The sequence below is a fragment of the Amycolatopsis deserti genome, from assembly GCF_014653945.1.
GTDB lineage: Bacteria > Actinomycetota > Actinomycetes > Mycobacteriales > Pseudonocardiaceae > Amycolatopsis_E > Amycolatopsis_E deserti.
In genome coordinates, this window is sequence record NZ_BNAU01000002.1 from 444,170 (window position 1) to 465,231 (window position 21,062).

The 21,062-nt window shown below is 72.7% G+C and carries 21 protein-coding genes; 7 read left to right on the forward strand and 14 right to left on the reverse strand.

Going from position 1 to position 21,062, the window contains the following annotated elements:
* The 11 genes from IE290_RS10565 to IE290_RS10615 all read right to left on the reverse strand — a co-directional run bounded on the left by IE290_RS10565 (window position 1) and on the right by IE290_RS10615 (window position 9,713).
* Window positions 1-1,155 carry an acyl-CoA dehydrogenase family protein gene (locus tag IE290_RS10565; protein WP_191244369.1) on the reverse strand — a complete coding sequence of 385 codons (1,155 nt, stop codon included), beginning with the start codon at window positions 1,153-1,155 and terminating at the stop codon, window positions 1-3.
* Window positions 1,148-2,017 (reverse strand): SMP-30/gluconolactonase/LRE family protein, encoded by an 870-nt coding sequence (locus tag IE290_RS10570; protein WP_191244370.1) that lies wholly within the window; start codon window positions 2,015-2,017, stop codon window positions 1,148-1,150. The genes IE290_RS10565 and IE290_RS10570 overlap by 8 nt, the downstream gene beginning before the upstream one ends.
* The gene (locus IE290_RS10575; protein ID WP_191244371.1) at window positions 2,010-3,578 is read right to left on the reverse strand and encodes a class I adenylate-forming enzyme family protein; all 1,569 of its coding nucleotides are present in this window, start codon (window positions 3,576-3,578) and stop codon (window positions 2,010-2,012) included. Before IE290_RS10575 ends, IE290_RS10570 begins: the two co-directional genes overlap by 8 nt.
* Window positions 3,579-3,589: 11 nt before the next feature.
* The gene (locus IE290_RS10580; protein ID WP_191244372.1) at window positions 3,590-3,958 is read right to left on the reverse strand and encodes a Zn-ribbon domain-containing OB-fold protein; all 369 of its coding nucleotides are present in this window, start codon (window positions 3,956-3,958) and stop codon (window positions 3,590-3,592) included.
* Window positions 3,955-5,103 (reverse strand): thiolase family protein, encoded by a 1,149-nt coding sequence (locus IE290_RS10585; protein ID WP_191244373.1) that lies wholly within the window; start codon window positions 5,101-5,103, stop codon window positions 3,955-3,957. The genes IE290_RS10580 and IE290_RS10585 overlap by 4 nt, the downstream gene beginning before the upstream one ends.
* Before the next feature lie 79 nt (window positions 5,104-5,182).
* On the reverse strand, window positions 5,183-5,854 hold the full coding sequence (locus IE290_RS10590; RefSeq protein WP_191244374.1) for a GntR family transcriptional regulator: 672 nt from the start codon (window positions 5,852-5,854) through the stop codon (window positions 5,183-5,185).
* 47 nt (window positions 5,855-5,901) lie between these two features.
* The gene (locus tag IE290_RS10595) at window positions 5,902-6,915 is read right to left on the reverse strand and encodes a CaiB/BaiF CoA transferase family protein (protein ID WP_191244375.1); all 1,014 of its coding nucleotides are present in this window, start codon (window positions 6,913-6,915) and stop codon (window positions 5,902-5,904) included.
* An 11-nt stretch (window positions 6,916-6,926) separates the two neighbouring features.
* A complete protein-coding gene (locus tag IE290_RS10600) occupies window positions 6,927-7,652 on the reverse strand; it encodes an SDR family NAD(P)-dependent oxidoreductase (protein WP_191244376.1) in 726 nt (241 codons plus the stop codon).
* A complete protein-coding gene (locus tag IE290_RS10605) occupies window positions 7,649-8,155 on the reverse strand; it encodes an SDR family oxidoreductase (RefSeq protein WP_191244377.1) in 507 nt (168 codons plus the stop codon). Before IE290_RS10605 ends, IE290_RS10600 begins: the two co-directional genes overlap by 4 nt.
* Window positions 8,152-9,306, reverse strand: a complete 1,155-nt coding sequence (locus IE290_RS10610) for a thiolase family protein (RefSeq protein ID WP_191244378.1) — start codon at window positions 9,304-9,306, stop codon at window positions 8,152-8,154. The genes IE290_RS10605 and IE290_RS10610 overlap by 4 nt, the downstream gene beginning before the upstream one ends.
* On the reverse strand, window positions 9,303-9,713 hold the full coding sequence (locus IE290_RS10615) for a Zn-ribbon domain-containing OB-fold protein (protein WP_191244379.1): 411 nt from the start codon (window positions 9,711-9,713) through the stop codon (window positions 9,303-9,305). The genes IE290_RS10610 and IE290_RS10615 overlap by 4 nt, the downstream gene beginning before the upstream one ends.
* Before the next feature lie 196 nt (window positions 9,714-9,909).
* Between IE290_RS10615 and IE290_RS10620 the strand changes: the two genes are divergently transcribed.
* From IE290_RS10620 to IE290_RS10650, 7 genes are all read left to right on the forward strand, one after another.
* Entirely contained in the window at window positions 9,910-11,406 is a 1,497-nt protein-coding gene (locus IE290_RS10620) for an aldehyde dehydrogenase family protein (protein ID WP_191244380.1), read from the forward strand.
* A 32-nt stretch (window positions 11,407-11,438) separates the two neighbouring features.
* Window positions 11,439-12,554 (forward strand): NDMA-dependent alcohol dehydrogenase, encoded by a 1,116-nt coding sequence (locus tag IE290_RS10625; RefSeq protein WP_191244381.1) that lies wholly within the window; start codon window positions 11,439-11,441, stop codon window positions 12,552-12,554.
* A gap of 60 nt (window positions 12,555-12,614) precedes the next feature.
* Entirely contained in the window at window positions 12,615-13,904 is a 1,290-nt protein-coding gene (locus IE290_RS10630; RefSeq protein WP_191244382.1) for an MFS transporter, read from the forward strand.
* Window positions 13,905-13,970: 66 nt separating this feature from the next.
* Complete coding sequence (locus IE290_RS10635) at window positions 13,971-15,377, forward strand: MFS transporter (RefSeq protein ID WP_191244383.1); 1,407 nt, start codon at window positions 13,971-13,973, stop codon at window positions 15,375-15,377.
* The gene (locus tag IE290_RS10640; RefSeq protein WP_191244384.1) at window positions 15,374-16,663 is read left to right on the forward strand and encodes an MFS transporter; all 1,290 of its coding nucleotides are present in this window, start codon (window positions 15,374-15,376) and stop codon (window positions 16,661-16,663) included. Before IE290_RS10635 ends, IE290_RS10640 begins: the two co-directional genes overlap by 4 nt.
* Window positions 16,650-17,423, forward strand: coding sequence for an alpha/beta fold hydrolase (locus tag IE290_RS10645; protein ID WP_191244385.1), 774 nt, complete (start codon window positions 16,650-16,652; stop codon window positions 17,421-17,423). Before IE290_RS10640 ends, IE290_RS10645 begins: the two co-directional genes overlap by 14 nt.
* A complete protein-coding gene (locus tag IE290_RS10650) occupies window positions 17,417-18,160 on the forward strand; it encodes an SDR family NAD(P)-dependent oxidoreductase (protein ID WP_191244386.1) in 744 nt (247 codons plus the stop codon). The genes IE290_RS10645 and IE290_RS10650 overlap by 7 nt, the downstream gene beginning before the upstream one ends.
* Here IE290_RS10650 and IE290_RS10655 read toward each other — a convergent pair.
* From IE290_RS10655 to IE290_RS10665, 3 genes are read right to left on the reverse strand one after another with little or no spacing between them, the layout of a single operon-like run.
* On the reverse strand, window positions 18,157-19,251 hold the full coding sequence (locus IE290_RS10655) for an aminotransferase class V-fold PLP-dependent enzyme (RefSeq protein ID WP_191244387.1): 1,095 nt from the start codon (window positions 19,249-19,251) through the stop codon (window positions 18,157-18,159). The genes IE290_RS10650 and IE290_RS10655 overlap by 4 nt on opposite strands.
* Window positions 19,248-19,655, reverse strand: a complete 408-nt coding sequence (locus tag IE290_RS10660) for a RidA family protein (RefSeq protein WP_191244388.1) — start codon at window positions 19,653-19,655, stop codon at window positions 19,248-19,250. The genes IE290_RS10655 and IE290_RS10660 overlap by 4 nt, the downstream gene beginning before the upstream one ends.
* Window positions 19,652-20,956, reverse strand: coding sequence for an aspartate aminotransferase family protein (locus IE290_RS10665; RefSeq protein WP_191244389.1), 1,305 nt, complete (start codon window positions 20,954-20,956; stop codon window positions 19,652-19,654). Before IE290_RS10665 ends, IE290_RS10660 begins: the two co-directional genes overlap by 4 nt.
* Window positions 20,957-21,062 lie beyond the last annotated feature (106 nt).

A 21,062-nucleotide genomic window follows, 5' to 3' on the forward strand; every position in this document is an offset into this window, starting at 1 on the left:
CTAACGGATCCGGTTCCGGTTGACCAGCTGGCGGGCGATCACGTTGCGCTGGATCTCGTTGGTGCCCTCACCCACGATCATCAGGGGCGCGTCCCGGAAGTACCGCTCCACGTCGAACTCCGTCGAATACCCATACCCACCATGGATCCGCACCGCGTTCAACGCGACCTCCATGGCCGTCTCCGACGCGAACAGCTTCGCCATCCCCGCTTCCATGTCGCACCGCTGCCCGGAGTCGTAGCGGCGGGCGGCGTGGTGCACCAGCTGACGCGCGGCCTCCAGCTTCGTGGCCATGTCCGCCAGGTAGTTGCCGATGGACTGGTGCCGCCAGATCGGCTTGCCGAACGTCTCCCGTTGCTGGGCGTAGCGCAGCGAGTCCTCCAGCGCGGCCCGCCCGACGCCGAGGGCACGGGAGGCCACCTGGATCCGCCCCACCTCGAGACCCTTCATCATCTGGGCGAACCCCTCGCCCTCCACACCACCGAGCAGGGAATCCGCCGGGGCCCGGTAGCCGGCGAAGGACAGTTCGCAGCTCTCCACGCCCTTGTAGCCGAGTTTCGGCAGGTCGCGCGACACCGTGAGCCCGTCGCCGTGCTCCACGAGCAGGATGCTCATCCCGGTGTGGGGCGGTGTGGCGGCGGGATCGGTCTTGCACAGCAGGGCGACGAGCTGAGAGCGGCGTGAGTTGGTGATCCAGGTCTTGGCGCCGTCGACCACGTAGTGGTCCCCGTCGCGCCGGGCGGTGGTGGTCATCGCCTGCAGATCGGATCCGCCGCCCGGCTCGGTCAGCGCCATGGTCGCCCGGATCTCCCCGGTGGCCATCCGCGGCAGGAAGCGGTCCTGCTGCTCCCGAGTCCCGAAGTTCACCAGCAGCTTGGCGACCACGGTGTGGCCGCCCATCGCCCCGGCCAGGCTCATCCAGCCCCGGGCCAGCTCCTCGGTCACCTGGACGTAGCAGGGCATCGAGACCGCGACCTCGCCCCACGGCTCCGGGATCGCCAGGCCGAAGATGCCCATCTGCTTCATCTGATCGATGAGCTTCTCCGGGTAGACGTTGCCGTGTTCCAGGTCCCGCGCCACCGGGCGGACCTCGCGGTCCACGAAGTCGCGGACGGTGTCGACGATGAACCGTTCTTCGGTGGTGAGCTCAGCCATGGTGTGTCCTCACGGTGGTGGTTGACGGCACGAGGTGCCGGGGCCCGGTGGCGACGCCGTCGAGGGCGAGCACCCGGCCGCCCTTGGCCGCGGTGACGACGAGCGTGTCGCGCGCCGGGCCCGCGAAGCAGAGGTTGGTCGGGAAGGTGCCGTCCGGGAAGCGGATCGGGGCCCGGGGTGTGCCGTCGGCGTCGACCACCGCGATCCGGTCGGCGTCGGGCAGGGCCGCGTAGAGCCACCCCTCGGCGTCGAACGCGAGACCGTCCGGCCCGCCGGGAAGCGCGGCGACGACACCGTCGAACCGGAGGCACGCCCCGTCCCAGGCGTAGCGCAGCAGGCGGCGTTCGCGGGTGGCGGCGACGACCAGCCGGACGCCGTCGAGGTCGAAGGCCAGCCCGTTGGGGAAACCGATGCCCTCGGCCATCACCTCGAGCCGGCCGTCGCGCGGGTCGTAGGCGCACACCTGGCCGGGGCCCTCCTCGTGGGGGCTGCCGGGGTCGGTGAACCAGATCCGCCCGTCCGGGCCGCGCACCAGGTCGTTGGGCGCGCGTACGCCGCTGGTGAGCGCGTCGAGGACCGTGCCGCCGAGGAGGGTCTGCAGTCCCGCGGTGGCCGGCCGGTGCGAGCTGCTGGGCCGCACCGAGCCGCCGTTCTGGGCGATCCACACCCGGCCGTGCTCGTCCTCTGCCAGCCCGTTGGGGCCGCCGCCGGTCTCGGTGCGGCGCACCACGGCCCCGGTGCGGTGGTCGAGCTCGAGGACCTGCCCGCGGGACACGCTGGTCACGAGCAGGCGCCCGTCGCTGGTCCACAAGGGACCTTCGGTGAAGCCGGCACCGCTGGTGAGCAACCGGATCTCAGGCATCGAACACCTCGCGGAGCTTGAGCTTGCTGACCTTGCCGGTGTCGGTGAGCGGCAGGTCGGACCCGGCCACCAGCACGAACCGCGACGGCACCTTGTAACCGGCCGCGTGAGCCCGGATGTGGGCGGTCAGGTCGGCGACGAGCCCGTCCCGGTCGGCGCCCGGGTCGCGGGGCACCAGCACGCAGGCCATCACCTCGTCGCCGTCGTCGCCCGGCACGCCCATGACGAACGCCTGGTCGACCGCCGGGTGGCCGATGAGGATGTCCTCGACCTCGGCGGGCGCGATGTTGATGCCCTTGATCTTCATCATCTCCTTGCGCCGCCCGGCGAAGTGCAGCCGGCCGTGCTCGTCGAGCCACCCGAGGTCCCCGGTGCGGAACCAGCCGCCGGGTCGGATGGCCTCGGCGTCGAGCTCGGGCGCGTCGAAGTAGCCATCGATCACCGCGCCGGACAGCTCGATCTCCCCGGTGACCCCGGCGGCGCACGGTTCGCCGGTGTCGTCGACGATCCGGACGCGCTGCGTGGGCAGTGCGGTGCCGCAGGTGCTCAGCTTGACCTCCAGCGGGTCGAGGGCATCGCTGACCGTGGAGTGCCCGTAGCCTTCGGTGAGCCCGTACATGCTGCACACCTGCGTGACGCCGAGTTCCTCGATCACCAGGCGCTTGTCCTCGGCGGTGAACCCGCACGTGCCGGTGCGCAGCGACGAGATGTCGCGCTTGCCGAACGAGGGCGCCGACAGCAACGCCCTGGTGGTGGGCGCGAGTCCGTAGTAGACGGTGCAGCGCTCGCGCTCGATGAAGGCCAGCGCTTCCTCGCCGTCGAGGCGCTCCTGCAGGCAGAGCGTGGTCGCGTGGGTGAGAGCGACGGGCAGGGCGTTGGCCGTGCCGTAGCCGAAGAAGAACGGCGCCGAGATCCACAGCCGGTCGCCGGGGCGCAAGTGCTGGCGGCGGCCGATCTCCCGGGGGTTCGCCACCAGCGGCCCGTGGCGCAGCGGCACGGGTTTGGGTTTCGCCGTGCTGCCGCTGGTGAACAGGATCGCCGCGAGGTCGCCGGGGCCGACCGGCACGTCGACGGTCGGGCCGGCGGGCAGTGCCGGGGGGAGCTCGGCGCCGGCCGGCCAGGTCAGTGCGCCGAGGTACTCGCGGTGGGACTCGCCGTAGAGCTCGCGGTACCCGGCCTGGGCCAGGTCGGCGAGCACGTCGCGGCCGAAGAGCTTCTCGTCGGTGACGACGGTCCGCAGCCCGGCGCGCTCGATGACGTAGGCGTATTCGGAGGAGCGGTACCAGGTGTTGACCGGGACCGCGACGAGACCGGCGAGGTGCGCGCCGAGGGTGGCGGTGAGCCAGCGCAGCCCGTTGGGCAGCAGCACACCCACCCGGTCCCCCGGGCGCAGGCCCGCGGCCGCGTAGCCGGCGGCCACGCGTTCGCACACGCCGAGCAGGCCGGCGAAGGTGGCGCGGCCGTCGGCGGCGACCACGGCCTCGTGGCCGCCGAAGTGTTCGCCGAGGGCACGCAACACCGCGGGCAGGGTGTCCTGGTCGAGAAGCCGGTAGTGATCCACAGTGGACTCCTTCAGGCGGGCCGGAACCGCACCAGCGGGGTGCCGTTCACGCGCTCGAACGTGGCCGTCACGGGCAGGCCGACGCGGACGTCGCCAGTGACATTGCTGATGATCTGCACGCCCTCGGTCAGCCGCACGACCGCGACGACGTACGGCGGCTGCGGTCCCGGCGGCGGGAAATAGGCCTTGCGGAACACGGCGTAGGACCACACCGTGCCGGTGCCGGCCGCGGTGAACCACTCGATGTCACCGTGGACCCGGCAGTGCGGGCAGACCGGTTTGGGCGGGAAGCGGGATTCCCCGCAGGCCCGGCACCGCGCCACGCGCAGCTGCCCGGCTTCGAGACCGGCCAGGTGCGGGGTGAGGTCGATGGTGTTCACGGCCGGCTCCCGTACACGACGGAGGACACCAGCGGCGCGGCGCAGGCGTACTGGATGTGGGTCGCGCCGGGGATCTGCCGTGCGCCGCATTCGCCGCGCAGCTGGCGCACGGCCTCCACGTTGAGACCCCAGCCCTGCAGGTAGCTCTCGGACAGATGCCCGCCGGAGGTGTTGACCGGGAGCTCACCGCCCAGGCCGATCCGTCCGTCCTGGATCCACCGCCCGGATTCCCCGCGGGGGCAGTAGCCCAGGCCCTCCAGGGTGAACAGCACGTTGGGGCTGAAGTTGTCGTAGAGCATCAGACCGTCCACGTCGGCCCGGTCGATGCCGGCCTGGCGCAGCGACTCCGCGCCGGCCTCGCCGATCGCCCCGGCCCAGAAGTCCTCGGGCGGGAAGTCGGAGCGGAGGAACTGGGCCCGCTGGGCGGCGCCGAGGACGTAGACCGGCGGCCGGGGCAGATCCGGGGCCATCTCCGCGGTGGTGAGGATCATCGCCACGCCTCCGTCGTTGATCAGGCAGTAGTCGAACAGGTGCAGCGGTTCGACGATGTAGCGCGAGGCCAGGTAGGTCTCCAGGTCGAGCGGGTCGCGCATCACCGCCACCGGGTTCAGGGCGGCGTGCCGGCGGAAGGTCAGCGCCACCTCGGCCAGTTGCTCCTCGGTGGTGCCGTACTGGTGGCGGTGCCGTTGGAACATCAGCGCCGAGAACGCGCCCGGGGAGGTCATGCCGTAGGGCCGGGTCAGTTCCGGCGCGGTGCCGTAGCCCTCCCCCGCGGCGGTGTACCCGGTGCCACCGGCGCCGTAGGTGGCACCCGCCGAGCGACCGTCGTTGCCGTAGACCAGCGCCACGGCCCGGCACTGCCCAGTGCGCAGCGCGGCGGTCGCCAGTTCGATCGCCGCCCCGCACATCCGGCCTTCGGCGGGCAGCGGCACGCACCACCGGGGCTGCAGTCCGTGGGCCGAGGCGAAGGATTCATAGCCGGTGACCCGGCAGGCGACCAGCCCGTCGATGTCCCGCACGCCCAGACCGGCGTCGGCCAGCGCTTCCCGCAGGGCCCAGCCCGCCAGATCGTCGGCGGAGAGGCCGGGCAGCTTGCCGAAGCGGGTGGTGCCCACCCCGGCGACGGCCGCGAGAGGCCTGTTCATCACGACTCCCTCGTCGTCTGATACTTGATAATGTATAAATTCGGGCGCGAAAGCAAGACCCGGACGGAAGCGGGCCTGCTCAGAACGCGTCGTCGGCCAGCACGCCCTGGTCGCGGAGGGTGCGCACCACGTGGTCCCCCTCCAGCCGGACGTGCTCCCGGCTGGCGGCGTCGGCGGCCGCCGCATCGCCATCCCGCAGCGCGCGCAGGATGCGGGCGTGCCCCTTGTTCGCCTCGGGACCGCCGCCGGAGGGCACCTCGTACACCGAGCGCGGCAGGTTGCGGGACAGCTGCCGCAGCACCGACAGCAGCCGCCGGCTGCCCCCGGTCTTGTTGATCAGGGAGTGGAACTCCCAGTTGAGGTCGTGCAGCTCGTCGCCGTCGGTGCTGCGCTGCATCTGTTCGTGCAGCTCCTCCAGCTTGCGCAGGACCGGCTCGGTGATCCGCGTCGCCGCCCGCGCGGTCGCCAGGCCTTGGACCATGCCGTAGATCCGGTAGTGGTCCTCGATGTCCTCCTGGCGGATCGGCACGATGAACGTGCCGCGGTGTGGCTCGGTGTCGACCAGCCCCTCGGTCTCCAGGGTGATGAGGGCTTCCCGCACCGGGAGCCGGCTCACGCCGAGCTCGGCGGCGATCGCGTCCTGCGGCACGCGCTGCCCGCGTTCGAGGGTGCCGTCGAAGATGCGCTCGCGGATGTGGGCGGCGACCTCGTCGCTCATGCTCCGCCGCTTCGGCTGTGCCGTCCTGGCCATGCCGCCACCCCGTCCCCGTGTCGCTGCTGCCGGATACTTTATCAACGTTACTCCTCGACGATCGGGGTGATACGCGGGGCGGGTGCCGGTTCCACCCGGTTGTCGCACACCCGCAGGGTCGACCGCGCCGACAGGTGCGCGTCGGCGGCCGCCTCGGTCATGCTCAGCACCGGCGTGACGCAGGCGTCGAGCGGATCGAACACCGCGGCCCACTCGGCGCGGGTGCGGCCGGCGAAGATCTCCGCGAACAGTTTCCTGGTGGCCGGCCAGGACGCCCGGTCCCACTGGTCCGGCAGCTGGGCCGGGTCCAGGCCGAGCGCGCGCACCAACCGCTCGTAGAACCGCGGCTCCATGCTGCCCACCGCCACGTATTCGCCGTCGGCGGTCTCGTAGACGTCGTAGAACGGCGCACCGGTGTCGATGTCGTTCGTACCGGGCTCGGGCTGCCACCGGCCGTCGGCGACCCGCTGCCAGATACCCGACATCAGCAGGCTGACCCCGTCGACCATGGCGGCGTCGACGAGGCGGCCGCGGCCGGTGGCGTCGCGCTCCCGCAGCGCGGCCAGCAGCCCGAAGGCGAGCAGCATCCCGCCGCCGCCGTAGTCCCCGACGAGGTTGAGCGGCGGCACCGGCGCCTGTCCCCGCCGCGCGATCGAGCGCAAGGCGCCGGTGACGGCGAGGTAGTTGATGTCGTGCCCGGCCTTGGCGGCCAGCGGGCCGTGCTGCCCCCAGCCGGTCATGCGGCCGTAGACCAGGCGCGGGTTGAGCTCCGCGCACGCCCGCGGCCCCAGGCCCAGCCGTTCCATGACACCCGGCCGGAACCCCTCGATGAGCACGTCGGCGGAGGTGATCAGTTCCCGGGCCCGGGCCAGGCCGTCGTCGGCTTTGAGGTCGAGGTGCAGAGTGCGGCGGCCGCGGTCGAGGATGCCGCCGTGCCGGACGCTGCCCGGGCGGTCGATCCGGACGACCTCGGCGCCGGCGTCGGCGAGCATCATCGCGGCGAACGGCGCCGGGCCGAGCCCGGCGAACTCCACCACGCGCAGTCCGTTCAGCGGTCCCATCCGTGTTCCCTTCACGCCGGCCGCCGGTACGGGTCGCCGATGCTGCGCCCGCCGCACACGACGAGCACCTGCCCGGTGACGTAGGAGGCGCCGGCCAGGTAGGCCACCGCGTCGGCGACGTCGCCGGGCTGCCCGGCGCGGCCGACCGGGATCGCCTCGAGGGTGCGTTCGCGGATCTGGTCCGGCAGCCCGTCGGTCATCCGCGTGCTGACGAACCCGGGCGCGACGCAGTTGACGGTGACGCCCTGGCGCGCGACCTCCAGCGCGAGCGAGCGGGTGGCGCCGACCAGACCGCCCTTGGCCGTGGAGTAGGCGGTGGAGCCGAAGGTTCCCAGCCAGGCGCGGGAGGCGATGTTGACCACCGCTCCCCCGCCGCGCCGCGCCATGGGGCCGAGCAGCAGCCGGGTGAGGGCGAGCGGCCCGAGGAGGTTGATCGCGAGCAGGCGGCGGAACAGCGCCGGGTCGAGACGGCCGACCCGCGCGTCCTGGAGCACCCCGGCGCAGTTGACCAGGATGTCGACGCCGCCGAACTCCGCCACGCACGCGGCGGCGACCTGCTCGCGGGATTCGGGCGAGGCGACGTCCAGGACCATCGGCCGCGCCTTCGGTCCGATCTCCGCCGCCGCCTCCGCCGGATCGAGGTCGGCGACGACCACGACGTCGGCCTCGCGGGCGAGCCGTTCGCAAACGCCCCGGCCGATGCCGCCGGCGCCGCCGGTCACCAGCGCGGTCTTCATGGCCGCAACCTCCCCAGGCCGCTGCCCGCAGTCACGTAGATCTCCTGACCGGTGATGTCCTCGCCCTCGGCCGCGAGCAGCGCGGACACCTGGTGGGCGACCGCGGTTTCGGCGCCGTCGGCGTAGAGCAGCGTGTTGACCGTGATGCCGTCGCGGGCCAGCTCGATCGCCAGCGTCCGCGCCATCGACAGCACACCGCCCGCGACCGCCCCGGCCGCGGTTGCGTGCGGGCGGCCCAGCGCGGCCGCGGCCGGGAGCAGGAACACCAGCCGTCCTGCCCCGGACAGCGCGGGCAGCTGCCGCTGCACCTCGGCCAGCACACCGGCGAGCACGTCACCGATCTCGGCGTCGAGCAGCTCGTCGGACAGCGCTTCCAGGTCCCGTTCGCCGGGCAGCTCCGGGGCCAGGCACGCGGCGGGCACCGGAGATTCCAGTGTGGACAGTGCCGTGGTGAGCGCGGCGGAGCCGCCCTGCACGTGCACGGTCGTGGTCACCTGCGTCATCGGGACATCACCAGCGTCGTCACCGATCCTCCGTCCGTGCCGTTGACCGTGCCGCCCTTGCAGTAGCTCAGGCCGACGCGCGCGCCCTCGACCTGGCGGGCCCCGGCGGTGCCGCGCAGCTGCCAGGTCAGCTCGCAGGCCTGGGCGACGCCGGTCGCGCCGACCGGGTGGCCGCGGGACAACAAGCCGCCGCTGGGGTTGACGGGCAGGCGCCCGCCGAGCGCGGTGTGCCCAGCCTCGGTCCAGGCCGCGCCTTCGCCGCGCGGGACCAGGCCGAGTCCTTCCATGCGGACGATCTCGGCGATCGTGAAGCAGTCGTGCATCTCCACCAGGTCGATGTCCTCCGGGCCGGCACCGGTGAGCTTCCATGCCTCCTCGGCCGCCCGGCGCGAGACGTCCTCCTCGTTGACGTCGCCGGTGCCCGGCCGCACGCTGCCGCTGACGAGCGCGCAGCCCAGCATGCGTGGCACGGAGCCGGTCAGCCCGAGCCGCCGCAGGCCGGCCGGGCTGCACAGCACGATCGCCGCGGCCCCGTCGGAGATCGGGCTGCAGTCCAGCAGCCCGAGCGGTTCGGCGATCGGCCGCGCGGACAGGACCTCCGCCAGGCTGACCGGCCGCTGGTACTGGGCGAACGGGTTGTGCACCGAGTGGGCGTGGTTCTTCACCGCGACCGCGGCGATCTGCTCGCGGGTCGCGCCGTGGTCGGCCATGTACCGGCGAGCGCTGAGCCCGTGGCCGGCCGCCATCACGTACCCGACCGCCGCGTCCAGGTCACCCGGATCGGGCCGCACGCCCCCGGACACCCGGTCGGTCATCTTCTCCACGCCGATCACGAGCACGACGTCGTGCAGGCCCGCGGCCAGGGCCACCCACGCCTCGCGCAACGCGGTGGCCCCGCTGGCGCAGTAGTTCTCGTGGTTGGACACCGGCCGCCCGTCGAGGCCGAGCTGCGCCGCGACGCGCTGACCGGCGACCGGGCCGCCGAACACGTGCCCGACGTAGAGCGCGTCCACGTGGGACAGTTCGGCGCTCGCGTCGGTGAGCGCGGCATGGGCGGCGCCCACGGCCATGCGTTCGAGGGTCACCTCGGCCGGGTACTTGCCGAACCGGATCATGCCCGCGCCGGCGACGCGGGCGGGTGCGAGGGTCATGCCGCCACCCCCGCGCGGAACCGGTAGCCGACCAGGTCGGCGCCGTCGGCGTCCTGGCCCGTGGTCGCCAGTTCCAGGTGCACGGGCAGGCCGATCGTGACGTCCTCGGGTGCGACCCCGCTGATCTGGGCGAGCACGCGGACCCCCTCCGGCAGGTCGACGTAGGCCAGCACGTAGGGCACCTCGACGCCGGGTGGGGCCTGCCGGACGACGGTGAAGCTGTACACCGTCCCGTCCGGCGAGAGCTCGGTCTCGCCGATGCCGTCGACCGTCCGGCAGCCGGGGCAGAACTCCCGCGCCGGGAACGCGACCGTGGCGCACCGGTCACACCGGGACCCGAGCAGGCGTGGCGGGGTCAGCTTCAGCAGCCCGTCCCGGAAGGGGCGGGCCGCGGCGACGGCGGGCATCGGAACCTCCAGCAGTCTTCGATGAACACCCACGACGGTACAAGTTTGATACATGATCAGACAAGCCTCACGAGCGAATCAATGCCACTAGCTGCGTTTTCTAGGTTTTTCCGCCGCAGTCTGGACACCTTAGTCGCCCTGACGTAGCCTCCGTCACAAGCAGTTTGTATCAAATATCGAAGAGGATGAGACGCTGATGTCAACGACGACACCCGCCCGCGACCTGGCTCCCGTCGTGGCCTCCCGCCTCGCCGCGGAACCCCACCTGTTCATCGACGGCGAGCGCCGCGAGGCCCGCAGCGGCCGGACCCGCCCGGTGCTCGACCCGGGAACCGGCGAGCCGATCGCGACCACGGCGTGCGCCGGCGCGGCCGACGTCGACGACGCGGTCGCCGCCGCCGCGCGCGCCTTCGACCCCGCCTCCGAGTGGCGGCGGATGACCCCGCTGGAGCGCGGGCGCGTCCTGACCCGCATCGGCGAGGCGATCTACGCCCGCGCCGACTCCTTCGCCGAGCTGGAGGTGCTCGACGCGGGCAAGGTGCGCGGCGCGGCCCGCGCGATCGACGTCGAGTTCGCCGCCCGGACCTTCCTCTACTACGGGGGCTGGCCGAGCAAGATCCAGGGCACCACGGTGCCCGTCTCGCACCCGGGCATCCACGTGCGCACCGAGCGGGAACCCGTCGGGGTGGCCGGGGCGATCACGGCGTGGAACTTCCCGCTGCTGCTGTGCGCCTGGAAGATGGCGCCCGCGCTGGCCGCCGGGTGCCCGGTGGTGTTCAAGCCGTCGGAGGAGACCCCGCTGTCCGCGCTGTGGCTGGCCGAACTCGCCGTCGAGGCGGGTCTGCCGCCCGGCGTGCTCAACGTGGTGCCCGGCTACGGCGACGAGGCCGGGCAGGCGCTGGTGGCGCACGCGGGCGTGCGCAAGCTGTCGTTCACCGGCTCGACCGCGGTCGGCCGCCGCATCGCTCGCGACGCCTCGGACCTGCTCAAGCGGGTCACCCTCGAGCTGGGCGGCAAGAGCGCGAACATCATCTTCGGCGACGCCGACCTCGACGCCGCCGTCGCCGGGTCCGCGGGCGGGATCTTCTGGCACTCGGGCCAGACCTGCAGCGCGCCGTCGCGGCTGTTCGTGCAGCGCGACATCCACGACGAGGTGGTGGACAAGCTGCTCGCCGAGGCCGCCGCGCTGTCGATCGGCCACGGCCTGGACGCGGGCGTCGACTTCGGACCGCTGGTCAACGAACGCCAGGTCGAGCGGGTCCGCGGCTACGTCGACCGGGCCGCCACGGACGGCGCGAAGGTGCACCAGGCCGGGGAACTGCCGACCGGTGGCGGCTTCTTCTACCCGCCGACCGTGATCGCCGGTGCCACCGACGACATGGAGTGCGCGCGCGAGGAGATCTTCGGCCCGGTCGTGGTCGTGCTGCCCTTCGACGACGCCGAGGAGGCCGCCCGCCGCGCCAACGCCAGCGACTACGGCCTCGCGGCCGGGCTGTGGACCGGCAGCGTCGCCACCGAGCACGCCATGACCCGCGCCCTGCGCGCCGGAACCGTCTACGTCAACGGCTGGGGCCTGACCGACCCGGCCGCGCCCTTCGGCGGCTTCGCCCAGTCCGGCTACGGCCGCGACCTCGGCCCGGACAGCCTCGACGGCTACCTCGAAACGAAGTCCGTGTGGACCTTCCACGGCTGACCCCTCCCCCGCGAACGGAAAGAAGAGACACCATGAAGACCCGCGCCGCCGTGCTGACCGGCTACCACCAGCCCTTCGAGGTCCGGGAGGTCGAGCTCGACGAGCCCGGCCCCAACGAGGTCCTGCTCAAGGTCTCCGCCGCCGGGCTGTGCCACTCCGACCTGCACATGATGGACGGCGACAACGTCGTGCGCTTCCCGATCGTCGGCGGCCACGAAGCCGCCGGGATCGTCGAGCGCGTCGGCCCGGGCGTCACCCGGGTAGCCGAGGGCGACCACGTCGTGTGCAGCTTCATCCCCAGCTGCGGCAAGTGCCGCTACTGCTCCACCGGCAAGCAGAACCTGTGCAACATGGGCGCGACGATCCTCGAAGGCAGCATGCCCGACGGCACCTTCCGCATGCACGACCCCGAGCTCGGCGACATCGGCGCGTTCTGCATGCTCGGCGCGTTTTCCGAGTACACCACGGTGTCCGAGCTGTCGTGCGTGAAGGTCGACGACTGGCTGCCGCTGGACAAGGCGGTGCTGGTCGGCTGCGGCGTACCGACCGGGTACGGCAGCGCGGTCAACGCCGGTGAGGTGAAACCCGGTGACACCACGGTGATCTACGGGATCGGCGGTGTCGGCATCAACGCCGTGCAGGGCGCGGTGCAGGCCGGGGCGAAGAACGTCGTCTGCGTCGACCCGGTCGCGTTCAAACGGGACACCGCGCTGGAGTTCGGCGCCACGCACGCCTTCGCCACCGCCGAGGAGGCCGCCGCCGCGGTGCGCGAACTGACCTGGGGCGAGGGCGCCGACCAGGCGATCTGCGTGGTAGGCGTGATGACGGAGAAGGTGATCGCGGACGCCTTCGCGGTGATCGGCAAGGGCAGCACGGTCGTCGTGACCGGCGTGGCGAACCCGGAGAACCTCACCGTGCACGTGTCCGGTTCGGACCTGGTGTTCAACCAGAAGACCATCAAGGGCACGCTGTTCGGCTCGTCCAACCCGCAGTACGACATCGTGAAGATGCTGCGGATGTACGACGCGGGCAAGCTCAAGCTCGACGAGCTGATCACCGCGCGCTACACCCTCGACGAGATCAACGACGGGTACCAGGACCTGCGCGACGGCAAGATCATCCGCGGGATCATCGACTACACCAAGTAAGCCGGGCCGGTGTGGCCGGATGGGGGCCGGCCACACCGCTTCTCCCCCAGGAGCTCACCGATGCGCTCTCCCTCCGCGGTCCTCGCGGCCACCCTGGTCGGCAACTTCACCGAGTGGTTCGACTTCGCCGTCTACGGCGCGGTCGCCGTCACCCTCGGCCGCGTCTTCTTCCCCACCGGCGATTCCGTCGCCTCCCTGCTGGCGTCCCTGGCGGTGTTCGGCATCGCGTTCGTGTTCCGCCCGCTGGGCGGCGCGCTGCTCGGCTCGCTCGGCGACCGGCGCGGCCGCCGCGCCGCGCTGTCTGCCGCCGTCGTCGGGATCAGCGGCGCCACCACCCTCATCGGCGTGCTCCCGTCGTACGCCGCGATCGGGTTCTGGGCGCCGCTGCTGCTGGTGCTGCTGCGCTGCGTCCAGGGCCTGTCCGCGGGCGGCGAGTGGACGAGCGCGTCGGCGTTCCTCGCCGAGTACGCTCCGCCGGGCCGCCGCGGCTTGCGCGCCAGCCTGATCTCCGCCTCCGGCGGATTGGCCGTCGTGGCGGGCACCGGATCGGTGCTGCTGCTGGAAAACCCGCTGACCCCGGCGCAGATGCAGTCCTGGGGCTGGCGGTTGCCGTTCCTGCTCGCCGCGCCGCTCGGCCCGGTCGGCCTGTACCTGCGGCTGCGCCTGGACGAGACGCCGGTGTACCGGAGCCTGCGCGAGCGGGACGAGGTCGCCGCCACCCCGGTGCGCACCGCGCTGCGGACCGAGCGCCGCACGCTGCTGCTCGCCTTCGCCTGCGCCTCGGTGACCGGGGTCGGGTTCTACTACCTGGCCACGTATTTCACGAACGCCATGTCGGCGACGGGCAACCGGTCCGCGTCGCTGGCGGTGAGTTCGATCGCGCTGCTGTTCTACGCCGCGATCTGCCCGGTGGCCGGGTGGGTGTCCGACCGGGCCGGACGGCGTCCGGTCTACGTCGGCGGCGCGCTGGCCCACGCCGTGCTGGCCGTGCCGGTGCTGCTGCTGGTCGGCTCGGGATCGCCCGGCCTGGCACTGCTGGGCATGTGCCTGTTCGCCGTCCCCCAGGCGTGTCTCAACGTGATGTCGTCGATCGTGCTCGTCGAACTGTTCCCGGCCCGCACCCGGTCCAGCGGTTCGGCGCTGGCCTACAGCCTCGGGGTCGGCCCCATCGCCGGCACCGCCCCGCTCGTAGCGGCGGCCCTGGCCGCGGCGACCGGCAGCCCGCTCGCGCCGGCCCTCTACCTCGCGGTCATCGCCCTCGCGGTCGGGCTCGTGCTGGCCCGCAAGCTGCCCGAAACCGCCGCCCGCCCGCTCGGCGAACCAGTCGCGGCCACCACGCGCACCGCCTGATCCCACTCCCCCACGCGACCCGGCCCGTCCGGGCGTTCCCCCCTGCCCTCTGCACTGGAGGCCGCCATGTCCACCGGCACCATCCTCGCCCGGCTCGAACGGCTCCCGATGAGCCGCCCGCAGTACGGCATCCTCTTCGCGGGCGGCCTCGGCCACCTGTTCGAGGCGCTCGACATCGTGATCATCGGATTCATGCTGCCGCACCTGAAAGCGGAGTTCGGTCTCGACAACGCCCAGATCGGGCTCATCGGCGGCGCCGCGCCGGTCGGCATGATCGTCGGCGCGATCCTCGCCGGCGTGGTCGGCGACCGGTTCGGCCGCAAACGCGTGATGCTCTACGCGCTGCTGCTGTTCTGCGCCGCCTCGATCGCGCTGGCCTTCGCCAACGGGTTCGCGTTCATCCTCGTGGTCCGCGTGATCGGCGGGCTCGGCGCGGGCGCGGAGGCCGCCATCGTTTCGCCCTACATCTCCGAGTTCGCGACCGGGCACAACCGCGGCCGGTTCGTCAGTGGCGTGACGTTGTTCTTCTCGCTCGGCAACGTGGCCGCGGCGGTGCTCGGTTCGCTGGTCGTGCCGCTGGACGGCGGCTGGCGCATCGCCGCCGTGATCTGCGGCCTGCCGGTGCTGGTCCTGCTGTGGTGGCGGCGATCCCTGCCGGAGTCGCCGCGGTGGCTGCTCAGCCAGGGACGCGTGGACGAGGCGGACGCCGTGGTGAGCCGCCTGGAGGAACGGGTGATCGCCGCCCGCCGCGGCGCCGCCCTGCCGCCGGTGCCGCCGGTGAACGTCGTCGCACCGGCCGCGCCCGCGGTGTCCTGGTCGCCGCTGCAGGTGTGGCGGGGCGGTCTCGCGCGGGTGTCGGTGGCGACGTGGCTCGGCTCGTTCGTGTTCCTGTTCGCTTTCTTCGGGTTCTTCACCTGGATGCCGTCGCTGTTCCTGGAGATCGGGGTCGACCCCGGCGTGGCCGCGACCTACAGCTTCTTCCTGTTCGTGGCCCAGCCGATCGGGTACCTGACCGCGATCGCCGTCAGCGACCGGTTCGAGCGCCGCACGCTGCTGGTGACGTTCTTCGGCTTCGCCGCGCTCGCCTCGCTCGCGCTGGGGGTCGTGCCGCACGACAGCATCGCCCTGCTGCTGATCGGGATGGCGCTGTCGATCTGCATCACCTGCATCTCCGGGATCGTGTTCCCCTACTGCTCGGAGGTCTACCCGACCGCCATCCGCGCCACCGGCGCCGGGCTGGCCTCGACGGCGGGCAACGCGGGTGGGCTCACCGCCCCGGTCGTCATCGGCCTGGCGTTCGGCTCGATCGGGTTCGGCGGCGTGTTCGCGGTGATGGCCGCGCTGCTGGCCGCGGGCGCGCTCGTCATCCGCCTGTTCGGGCCCCGGGTCACCGGCAAGACCCTGGAGCAGGTCTTCGCCGACGAAACCACGCGGCCCACCACCCCCAGCGCACTCGAAGGGAGCGCGTCGTGACCCAGTCCCCCGTCCCGCGCAGGCGGATCTACTTCGCCACGGTGTTCGGCCACCTCGTCGAGTGGTACGAGTTCTCCGTGTACGGTTTCGTGGCCGTCCACATCGGAGCGACGTTCTTCCCCGGCGCCGATCCGATGGCCCGGCTGCTGGCCACCTTCGGCGTGTTCGGCTTCACCTTCGGGTTCCGCCCGCTGGGCGCCCTGTTCTTCGGCCCGCTGGCCGACCGGATCGGCCGTCGTCCGGTGCTGGTCACGGTGCTGCTGCTGATGTGCGGGTCGACGTTCGCGATCGGGTTGCTGCCCGGGTACGCCACGCTCGGCATCGCCGCGCCGGTGCTGCTCGTCGTGTTGCGCGGGCTGCAGAACTTCTCCACCGGTGGCGAGTTCGGCAGCGTGGGGGCGTTCATGATCGAACACGCCCCGCCAGGGCGGCGCGGGTTCGCCACGAGCTGGCTGATGTTCTCCGCGGTGGTCGGGTTCGTGATCGGCAGCCTGGTGGTCGTCGCGCTGGCCGCGACGCTCGGTGACGCGGCGATGGCCGCGTGGGGCTGGCGGATCCCGTTCCTCGTCGCGGGCCCGCTCGGCATCGTCGGCCTCTACATCCGGCTGCGCCTGGAGGACACGCCGGAGTTCCGCGCGCTGGCCGACCGGCACGAGGTGGCGCAGTCGCCGCTGCGGGAGGCGCTGCGGTACCGGCGGGAGATCCTGACCGTGGCCGGGCTGGCCGGCCTGCACACCACCGCGTTCTACCTGGTGCTGACGTTCATGGTGTCGTACCTGACGCAGACCGTCCGGTTCGGCACCGGGCTGGCGCTCACCGCGACGCTCGCTGGCGCGGTCGCCGCGCTGGTGCCGATGCCGTGGGTATCGGCGTGGTCGGACCGGATCGGGCGCCGCCCGGTCCTGGTGACGTTCTCCGCGGGGATCGCCGTGCTGGCGGTGCCGGCGCTCGCGGTCATCCGCAGCTCCCCGGCCGGCGCGATCGCCGGGCAGGTCGTGCTCGGGTCGCTGATGGGGGCGCTGGTGTCGACCACGCTGGTGTCGATGACGGAGATCTTCCCGGCGCGGGTGCGCTCGGCCGGTTCGTCGTTCGCCTACACCATCTCGGCGGCGCTGATCGGCGGCACGGCGCCGTTCGTGTCGACGTGGCTGATCGGCGCGACCGGCAGTTCGCTGGCGCCCGCCGGGTACCTGGCCGCGACGGCGCTGCTGGCTCTCGTCGCCGCCCTGTGCTTCCGGGAGCGGGTGGCTCCATCGGTGAAGGGAGAAGTCCATGTTGGACAGTGACGTCCTCGACCGCGGCGACGGCCCGGCCGTGGTGTTCAGCCACGGCACGCTGCTCGACCGCACGATGTTCGACCCGCAGATCGCGGCGCTGGCCGGGGCCTACCGGACCGTCGCCTACACCAGCCGGGCGGGCACGTCCCGCTACGGCACCGAACGCTCGCTGGACGACCTGGTCGGCGATTGCCTCGACGTGGTCGACGGCATCGGCCGGTTCGTGCTGGTCGGCATGTCGGTGGGCGGGTTCATGGCGATCGAGCTGGCGCTCAAGCACCCGGAGCGCCTGGCCGGCCTGGTGCTGGTGTCCACCATGGCGGATGCGTACACGCCGGAGGAACGGGCGCGGTTCGGGGCGCTGCTGGAGCCGATGGACACCGAGGAGCCGATCAGCGCGGAGTTCGCCGAGGCGTTCGTACCGGTGATCTTCGGGCCGCGCACGATCGCCGAGAACCCGGAGCACGTGCGGCGGTGGGTGCGGAAGTGGCGGGCGCGCCCGTCGCGTTCGGTCTGGGGCGAGTACCGATCGTGGATCGACCGGGAGGACCGGCTCGGCAGGCTGACCGAGATCACGGTGCCGACGCTGATCATCCACGGCGAGGACGACGGCGGGATCCCGATCGCCCGCGCCGAGGCGATGCACGCCCGCCTGCCGGGGTCGGAGTTCGTGCGCGTCCCGGACAGCGGGCACCTCGTGACCGAGGAGCAGCCCGAGGTGGTCAACCGGGCGCTGCGGAGGTTCGTCGACGGGATCGCGCCGTGGTGAGCCGCGAACTCGACGGGCAGGTCGCGATCGTGACCGGCGGCGCGCGCGGCATCGGCGCCGCGATCGTGCGGTCGCTGGCCGGCGCCGGCGCGGCGGTGGTGATCGCCGGCGGGCGCGAATCCGACGGGCGCGCTCTCGCCGCGGAACTCGGCGACCGGGTGGTGTACGAGCCGCACGACGTCGGCTGCGAGCGCTCGTGGGACCGGCTCCTCCAGACCACGGTCGCACGACTCGGCCCGCCCACGATCCTGGTCAACAACGCCGGGATCTACCGGCCGGGCCCGGACGTGACCGGGACGGCGCCGGAGGACTTCGACGAGCACTACCGGGTCAACCAGCGCGGCCCCTTCCTCGGGATGCGGGCCGCGAGCGCGGTGATGAAGACGGCCGGTGGCGGGGCGATCGTGAACATCTCCTCGATCGCCTCGCACCGGCCGTATCCCGGGCAGATCGCCTACTCCACCACCAAGTGGGCGGTGCGGGGTATGACGAAGTGCGCCGCGGTGGAGCTGGGTGCGCACGGGGTGCGCGTCAACTCGGTGCACCCCGGGTTCATCGACACCGGGATGCTGGACGTCATCACCGAGGAGTGGAACGCCCAGGTCCTCGCGGCGACGCCGCTGGGGCGGCGGGGGCTGGCCGAGGAGGTCGCGGCGACCGTGCTCTTCCTGGTCTCCCCGGCCAGCGCCTTCGTCACCGGCGCGGAGTTCGTCGTGGACGGCGGGCTGGCTTCCTAGCGGGCCTGCCCGGCGGCGAGTGCCCGCACCGCGGCCGCCACGTCGGACTCGTCGTTGAAGTAGTGGAACCCGAACCGGACCCGGTCGCCCAGTGCGGTGGCGCGCACGCCGTGCCCGGCCAGCGACCGGGCGATCCGGTCGGCGTCGGCGGTGGCCAGGACGACGATGTGCGACGCCGGTCCACTGTGGACTCGTCGCAGGCCGAGTGCTGCCGCCTCGTCGGTCAGCTGCCCGGCCAGGCCGAGCACGTGCCGCTCCACCGCGGCCGGATCCACGCGTCTCAACAGGCGCAGCGCGGCGCAGGCGCCGAGCCAGGAGAACCACGCCGGTGAGGCGTCGCACCGGGCGGCGTCCGGCGCCAGGTCCAGGTCACCGCCGAAGTAGCCGTGCGGGGCGGCGGTCGACTTCCAGCCCGGCGCCAGCGGCCGGAGCCCGGCCACCCGGTCCGGCCGCGCCACCAGCCACGCCGCACCACGCGGGCACAGCATCCACTTGTAGCCGTGCACCGCGAGGTAGTCCGGACGGACCGCGGCCAGGTCGAACCGCAGCACGCCGAGCGACTGGGTGAGGTTGACGAACAGCCGGGCCCCGACCCGGTCGGTGGCGGCGCGCAGAGCGGGAAGGTCCAGCCGCTGCCCTTCGCGGCTGGTCACCTCGCTCACCGCCAGCAGCGCCACGTCCCCGTCGAGGGCCGCGATCAGGTCCTCGGCACGGGTCACGCCGTCCCGCGCGGGCACGCTCACCACGTCGTGCCGCGCCAGCCAGGGGAACCGGTTGCTGCGGAAGTCCTGCTCGGCCACCACGACCCGGCCGCGGGGCAGGGACGCGGCGACGGTGGCGGCGGCCTCGGCGAGCGAGGACACCGTGGCGACCGTGCCCGGCGGAACCCCGAGGAATCCGGCGAACAGCTCCCGCGCATCGGCCGCGGCCCCGTCCCAGGCGAGCCAGTCGAACCCGCCGGAGGACCAGGCGTCGAGCACCTCGCGCATCGCCGTCACCACCGGCTCCGCCCCCGGCGGCGCGCCCGGCGTGTCCAGCCACACCTGGTCGCGCAGCGCCGGGAAGAGCGCCCGGAACTCGGCGGGCGTCACCGGGGCACCGCGGCCATGGCCTCGACCTCCACCAGGATGTCCGGCCGGGCGAGCGCTGCCGCCACGATCAGCGACTGGGCCGGCCAGTCGCCGTCCGGGTACCAGCGGGTGAAGGTCCGCTTCACCACCGCGCGGAAGCCGGTCAGGTGCTCGGTGCCCGCCACCATGCTGAACACCTTGACCAGGTGCTGGGGCTGCGCACCCGCCGCGGTCAGAAGCCGTTCGAGGTTGGCGAACACCGCCTCGGTCTGGGCTTCGGCGTCGGCACCGGCGAGCGAACCGTCAGACAGCGCGCCGACCTGCCCGGAGATCACCACGAGCTCGTGCCCGGGCGGGACGTGCGCCAGGTGGCTGTACATCCCGATCGGGGCGGCGACGGTGCTCGGGTTCCAGCGCTTGATCATGCGTTCTCCTCAGTTCGTTCCACAGTGGTCAGGGCCTCGCGCAGCACGGTGAGCGCCTCGTCCGCCTCGGCCACGGTGACGGTCATCGGCGGGGTGACCCGCAGGACGTTGCCGTGCAGCCCGCCGCGGCCGATCAGCAGCCCCCGCTGCCGGGCGGCCTCCAGCACGCGCAGGGTCGCGGCGACGGCCGGCTCGCGGGTGCCGGGCACGACGAGTTCCACGCCGATCATCAGACCCATCCCGCGGACCTCGCCCACGAGCGGGCAGCCTTCCGCGATCGCGCGCAGGCCGGTCATCAGGTGCTCGCCGACCTTGTCGGCGTTCGCCTGCAGGTCGTGCGAGAGCAGGTAGTCCAGGGTCGCCACACCGGCGGCCGTGGCGAGCGGGTTGCCCCCGGCGGTGGAGATCGAGTTCGCGCCGAGGCAGTCCATCAGCCCGGCGGGCGCGACGACCCCGCCGATCGCGACGCCGTTGCCGAGGCCCTTGGCGAAGGTGATCGCGTCGGGTGTCACGCCGAAACCGGGCATGGCGAAGAACGACCGCCCGGTGCGCCCCCACCCGGACTGGACCTCGTCGGAGATCAGCAGGATGCCGTAGTCGTCGAGCACGGCCTTCATCGCCGGGAAGAAGCCCTCGGGCGGGGTGGCGAACCCGCCCGCGCCCTGGACCGGCTCGGCCAGCAGGCACGCCACGTCCCCGGCGGTGGAGGTCTCGATCATCGTGCGCAGCTCGTCGGCGCAGGCCGCCACGAACGCGGCGTCGTCCAGGTGGCCGAAGGGGCTGCGGTAGCGGTAGCCGCTGTGCACGTAGGTGACCGCGAGCGGGCTGAGCGCGGTGGCCGACCAGCCCCGGATGCCGGTGGCCCCGACCGTGCCGAAGGACCGGCCGTGGTAGCTGCCGCGCAGGGCGAGGACCTGGTGGGACCGGCGCCGCTGCGTGGCCAGCAGCAGCGCCGTCTCGACGGCCTCGGTGCCGGAGTTGACGAAGAAGACCTTCGCGTCGGACAGGCCGGACAGCTTCGCGATCCGCTCGGCGAGCTCGACCTGGCTGCGGATCAGGTACAGCGTCGAGGAGTGCAGCAGACGCCCGGCCTGCGCCCGGATCGCTTCGGTGATCTCCGGGATGTCGTGGCCGACCATGGTGGCGAGCAGGCCGCCGAAGAAGTCGAGGTACTCGCGGCCCTCGCCGTCGGTCACGCGGCGCCCTGAGCCGCGGACCAGTTCGATCGGCTCGTCGTAGTAGAGCTGCATCCAGGACGGCATGACCTGGCGGTGGCGCTGCCACAGTTCAGCGTGGGGCACGGGCTCCTCCTTCAGCGGACGACGACGCCTGCGCACGCTAGGACGGCCTCCCCGGCGAGCTCACCGTCGCCAGGCCTGAATTTCAGATAGTCGAAAAACGGGTTCA

Coding starts and splice junctions, on each gene's coding strand:
- IE290_RS10605 (WP_191244377.1), bottom strand. CDS start 8,155: ATGACGCAGGTGACCACGACCGTGCACGTGCAGGGCGGCTCCGCCGCG.
- IE290_RS10625 (WP_191244381.1), top strand. CDS start 11,439: ATGAAGACCCGCGCCGCCGTGCTGACCGGCTACCACCAGCCCTTCGAG.
- IE290_RS10610 (WP_191244378.1), bottom strand. CDS start 9,306: ATGACCCTCGCACCCGCCCGCGTCGCCGGCGCGGGCATGATCCGGTTC.
- IE290_RS10660 (WP_191244388.1), bottom strand. CDS start 19,655: ATGATCAAGCGCTGGAACCCGAGCACCGTCGCCGCCCCGATCGGGATG.
- IE290_RS10565 (WP_191244369.1), bottom strand. CDS start 1,155: ATGGCTGAGCTCACCACCGAAGAACGGTTCATCGTCGACACCGTCCGC.
- IE290_RS10645 (WP_191244385.1), top strand. CDS start 16,650: ATGTTGGACAGTGACGTCCTCGACCGCGGCGACGGCCCGGCCGTGGTG.
- IE290_RS10585 (WP_191244373.1), bottom strand. CDS start 5,103: ATGAACAGGCCTCTCGCGGCCGTCGCCGGGGTGGGCACCACCCGCTTC.
- IE290_RS10620 (WP_191244380.1), top strand. CDS start 9,910: ATGTCAACGACGACACCCGCCCGCGACCTGGCTCCCGTCGTGGCCTCC.
- IE290_RS10570 (WP_191244370.1), bottom strand. CDS start 2,017: ATGCCTGAGATCCGGTTGCTCACCAGCGGTGCCGGCTTCACCGAAGGT.
- IE290_RS10635 (WP_191244383.1), top strand. CDS start 13,971: ATGTCCACCGGCACCATCCTCGCCCGGCTCGAACGGCTCCCGATGAGC.
- IE290_RS10615 (WP_191244379.1), bottom strand. CDS start 9,713: ATGCCCGCCGTCGCCGCGGCCCGCCCCTTCCGGGACGGGCTGCTGAAG.
- IE290_RS10590 (WP_191244374.1), bottom strand. CDS start 5,854: ATGGCCAGGACGGCACAGCCGAAGCGGCGGAGCATGAGCGACGAGGTC.
- IE290_RS10630 (WP_191244382.1), top strand. CDS start 12,615: ATGCGCTCTCCCTCCGCGGTCCTCGCGGCCACCCTGGTCGGCAACTTC.
- IE290_RS10595 (WP_191244375.1), bottom strand. CDS start 6,915: ATGGGACCGCTGAACGGACTGCGCGTGGTGGAGTTCGCCGGGCTCGGC.
- IE290_RS10600 (WP_191244376.1), bottom strand. CDS start 7,652: ATGAAGACCGCGCTGGTGACCGGCGGCGCCGGCGGCATCGGCCGGGGC.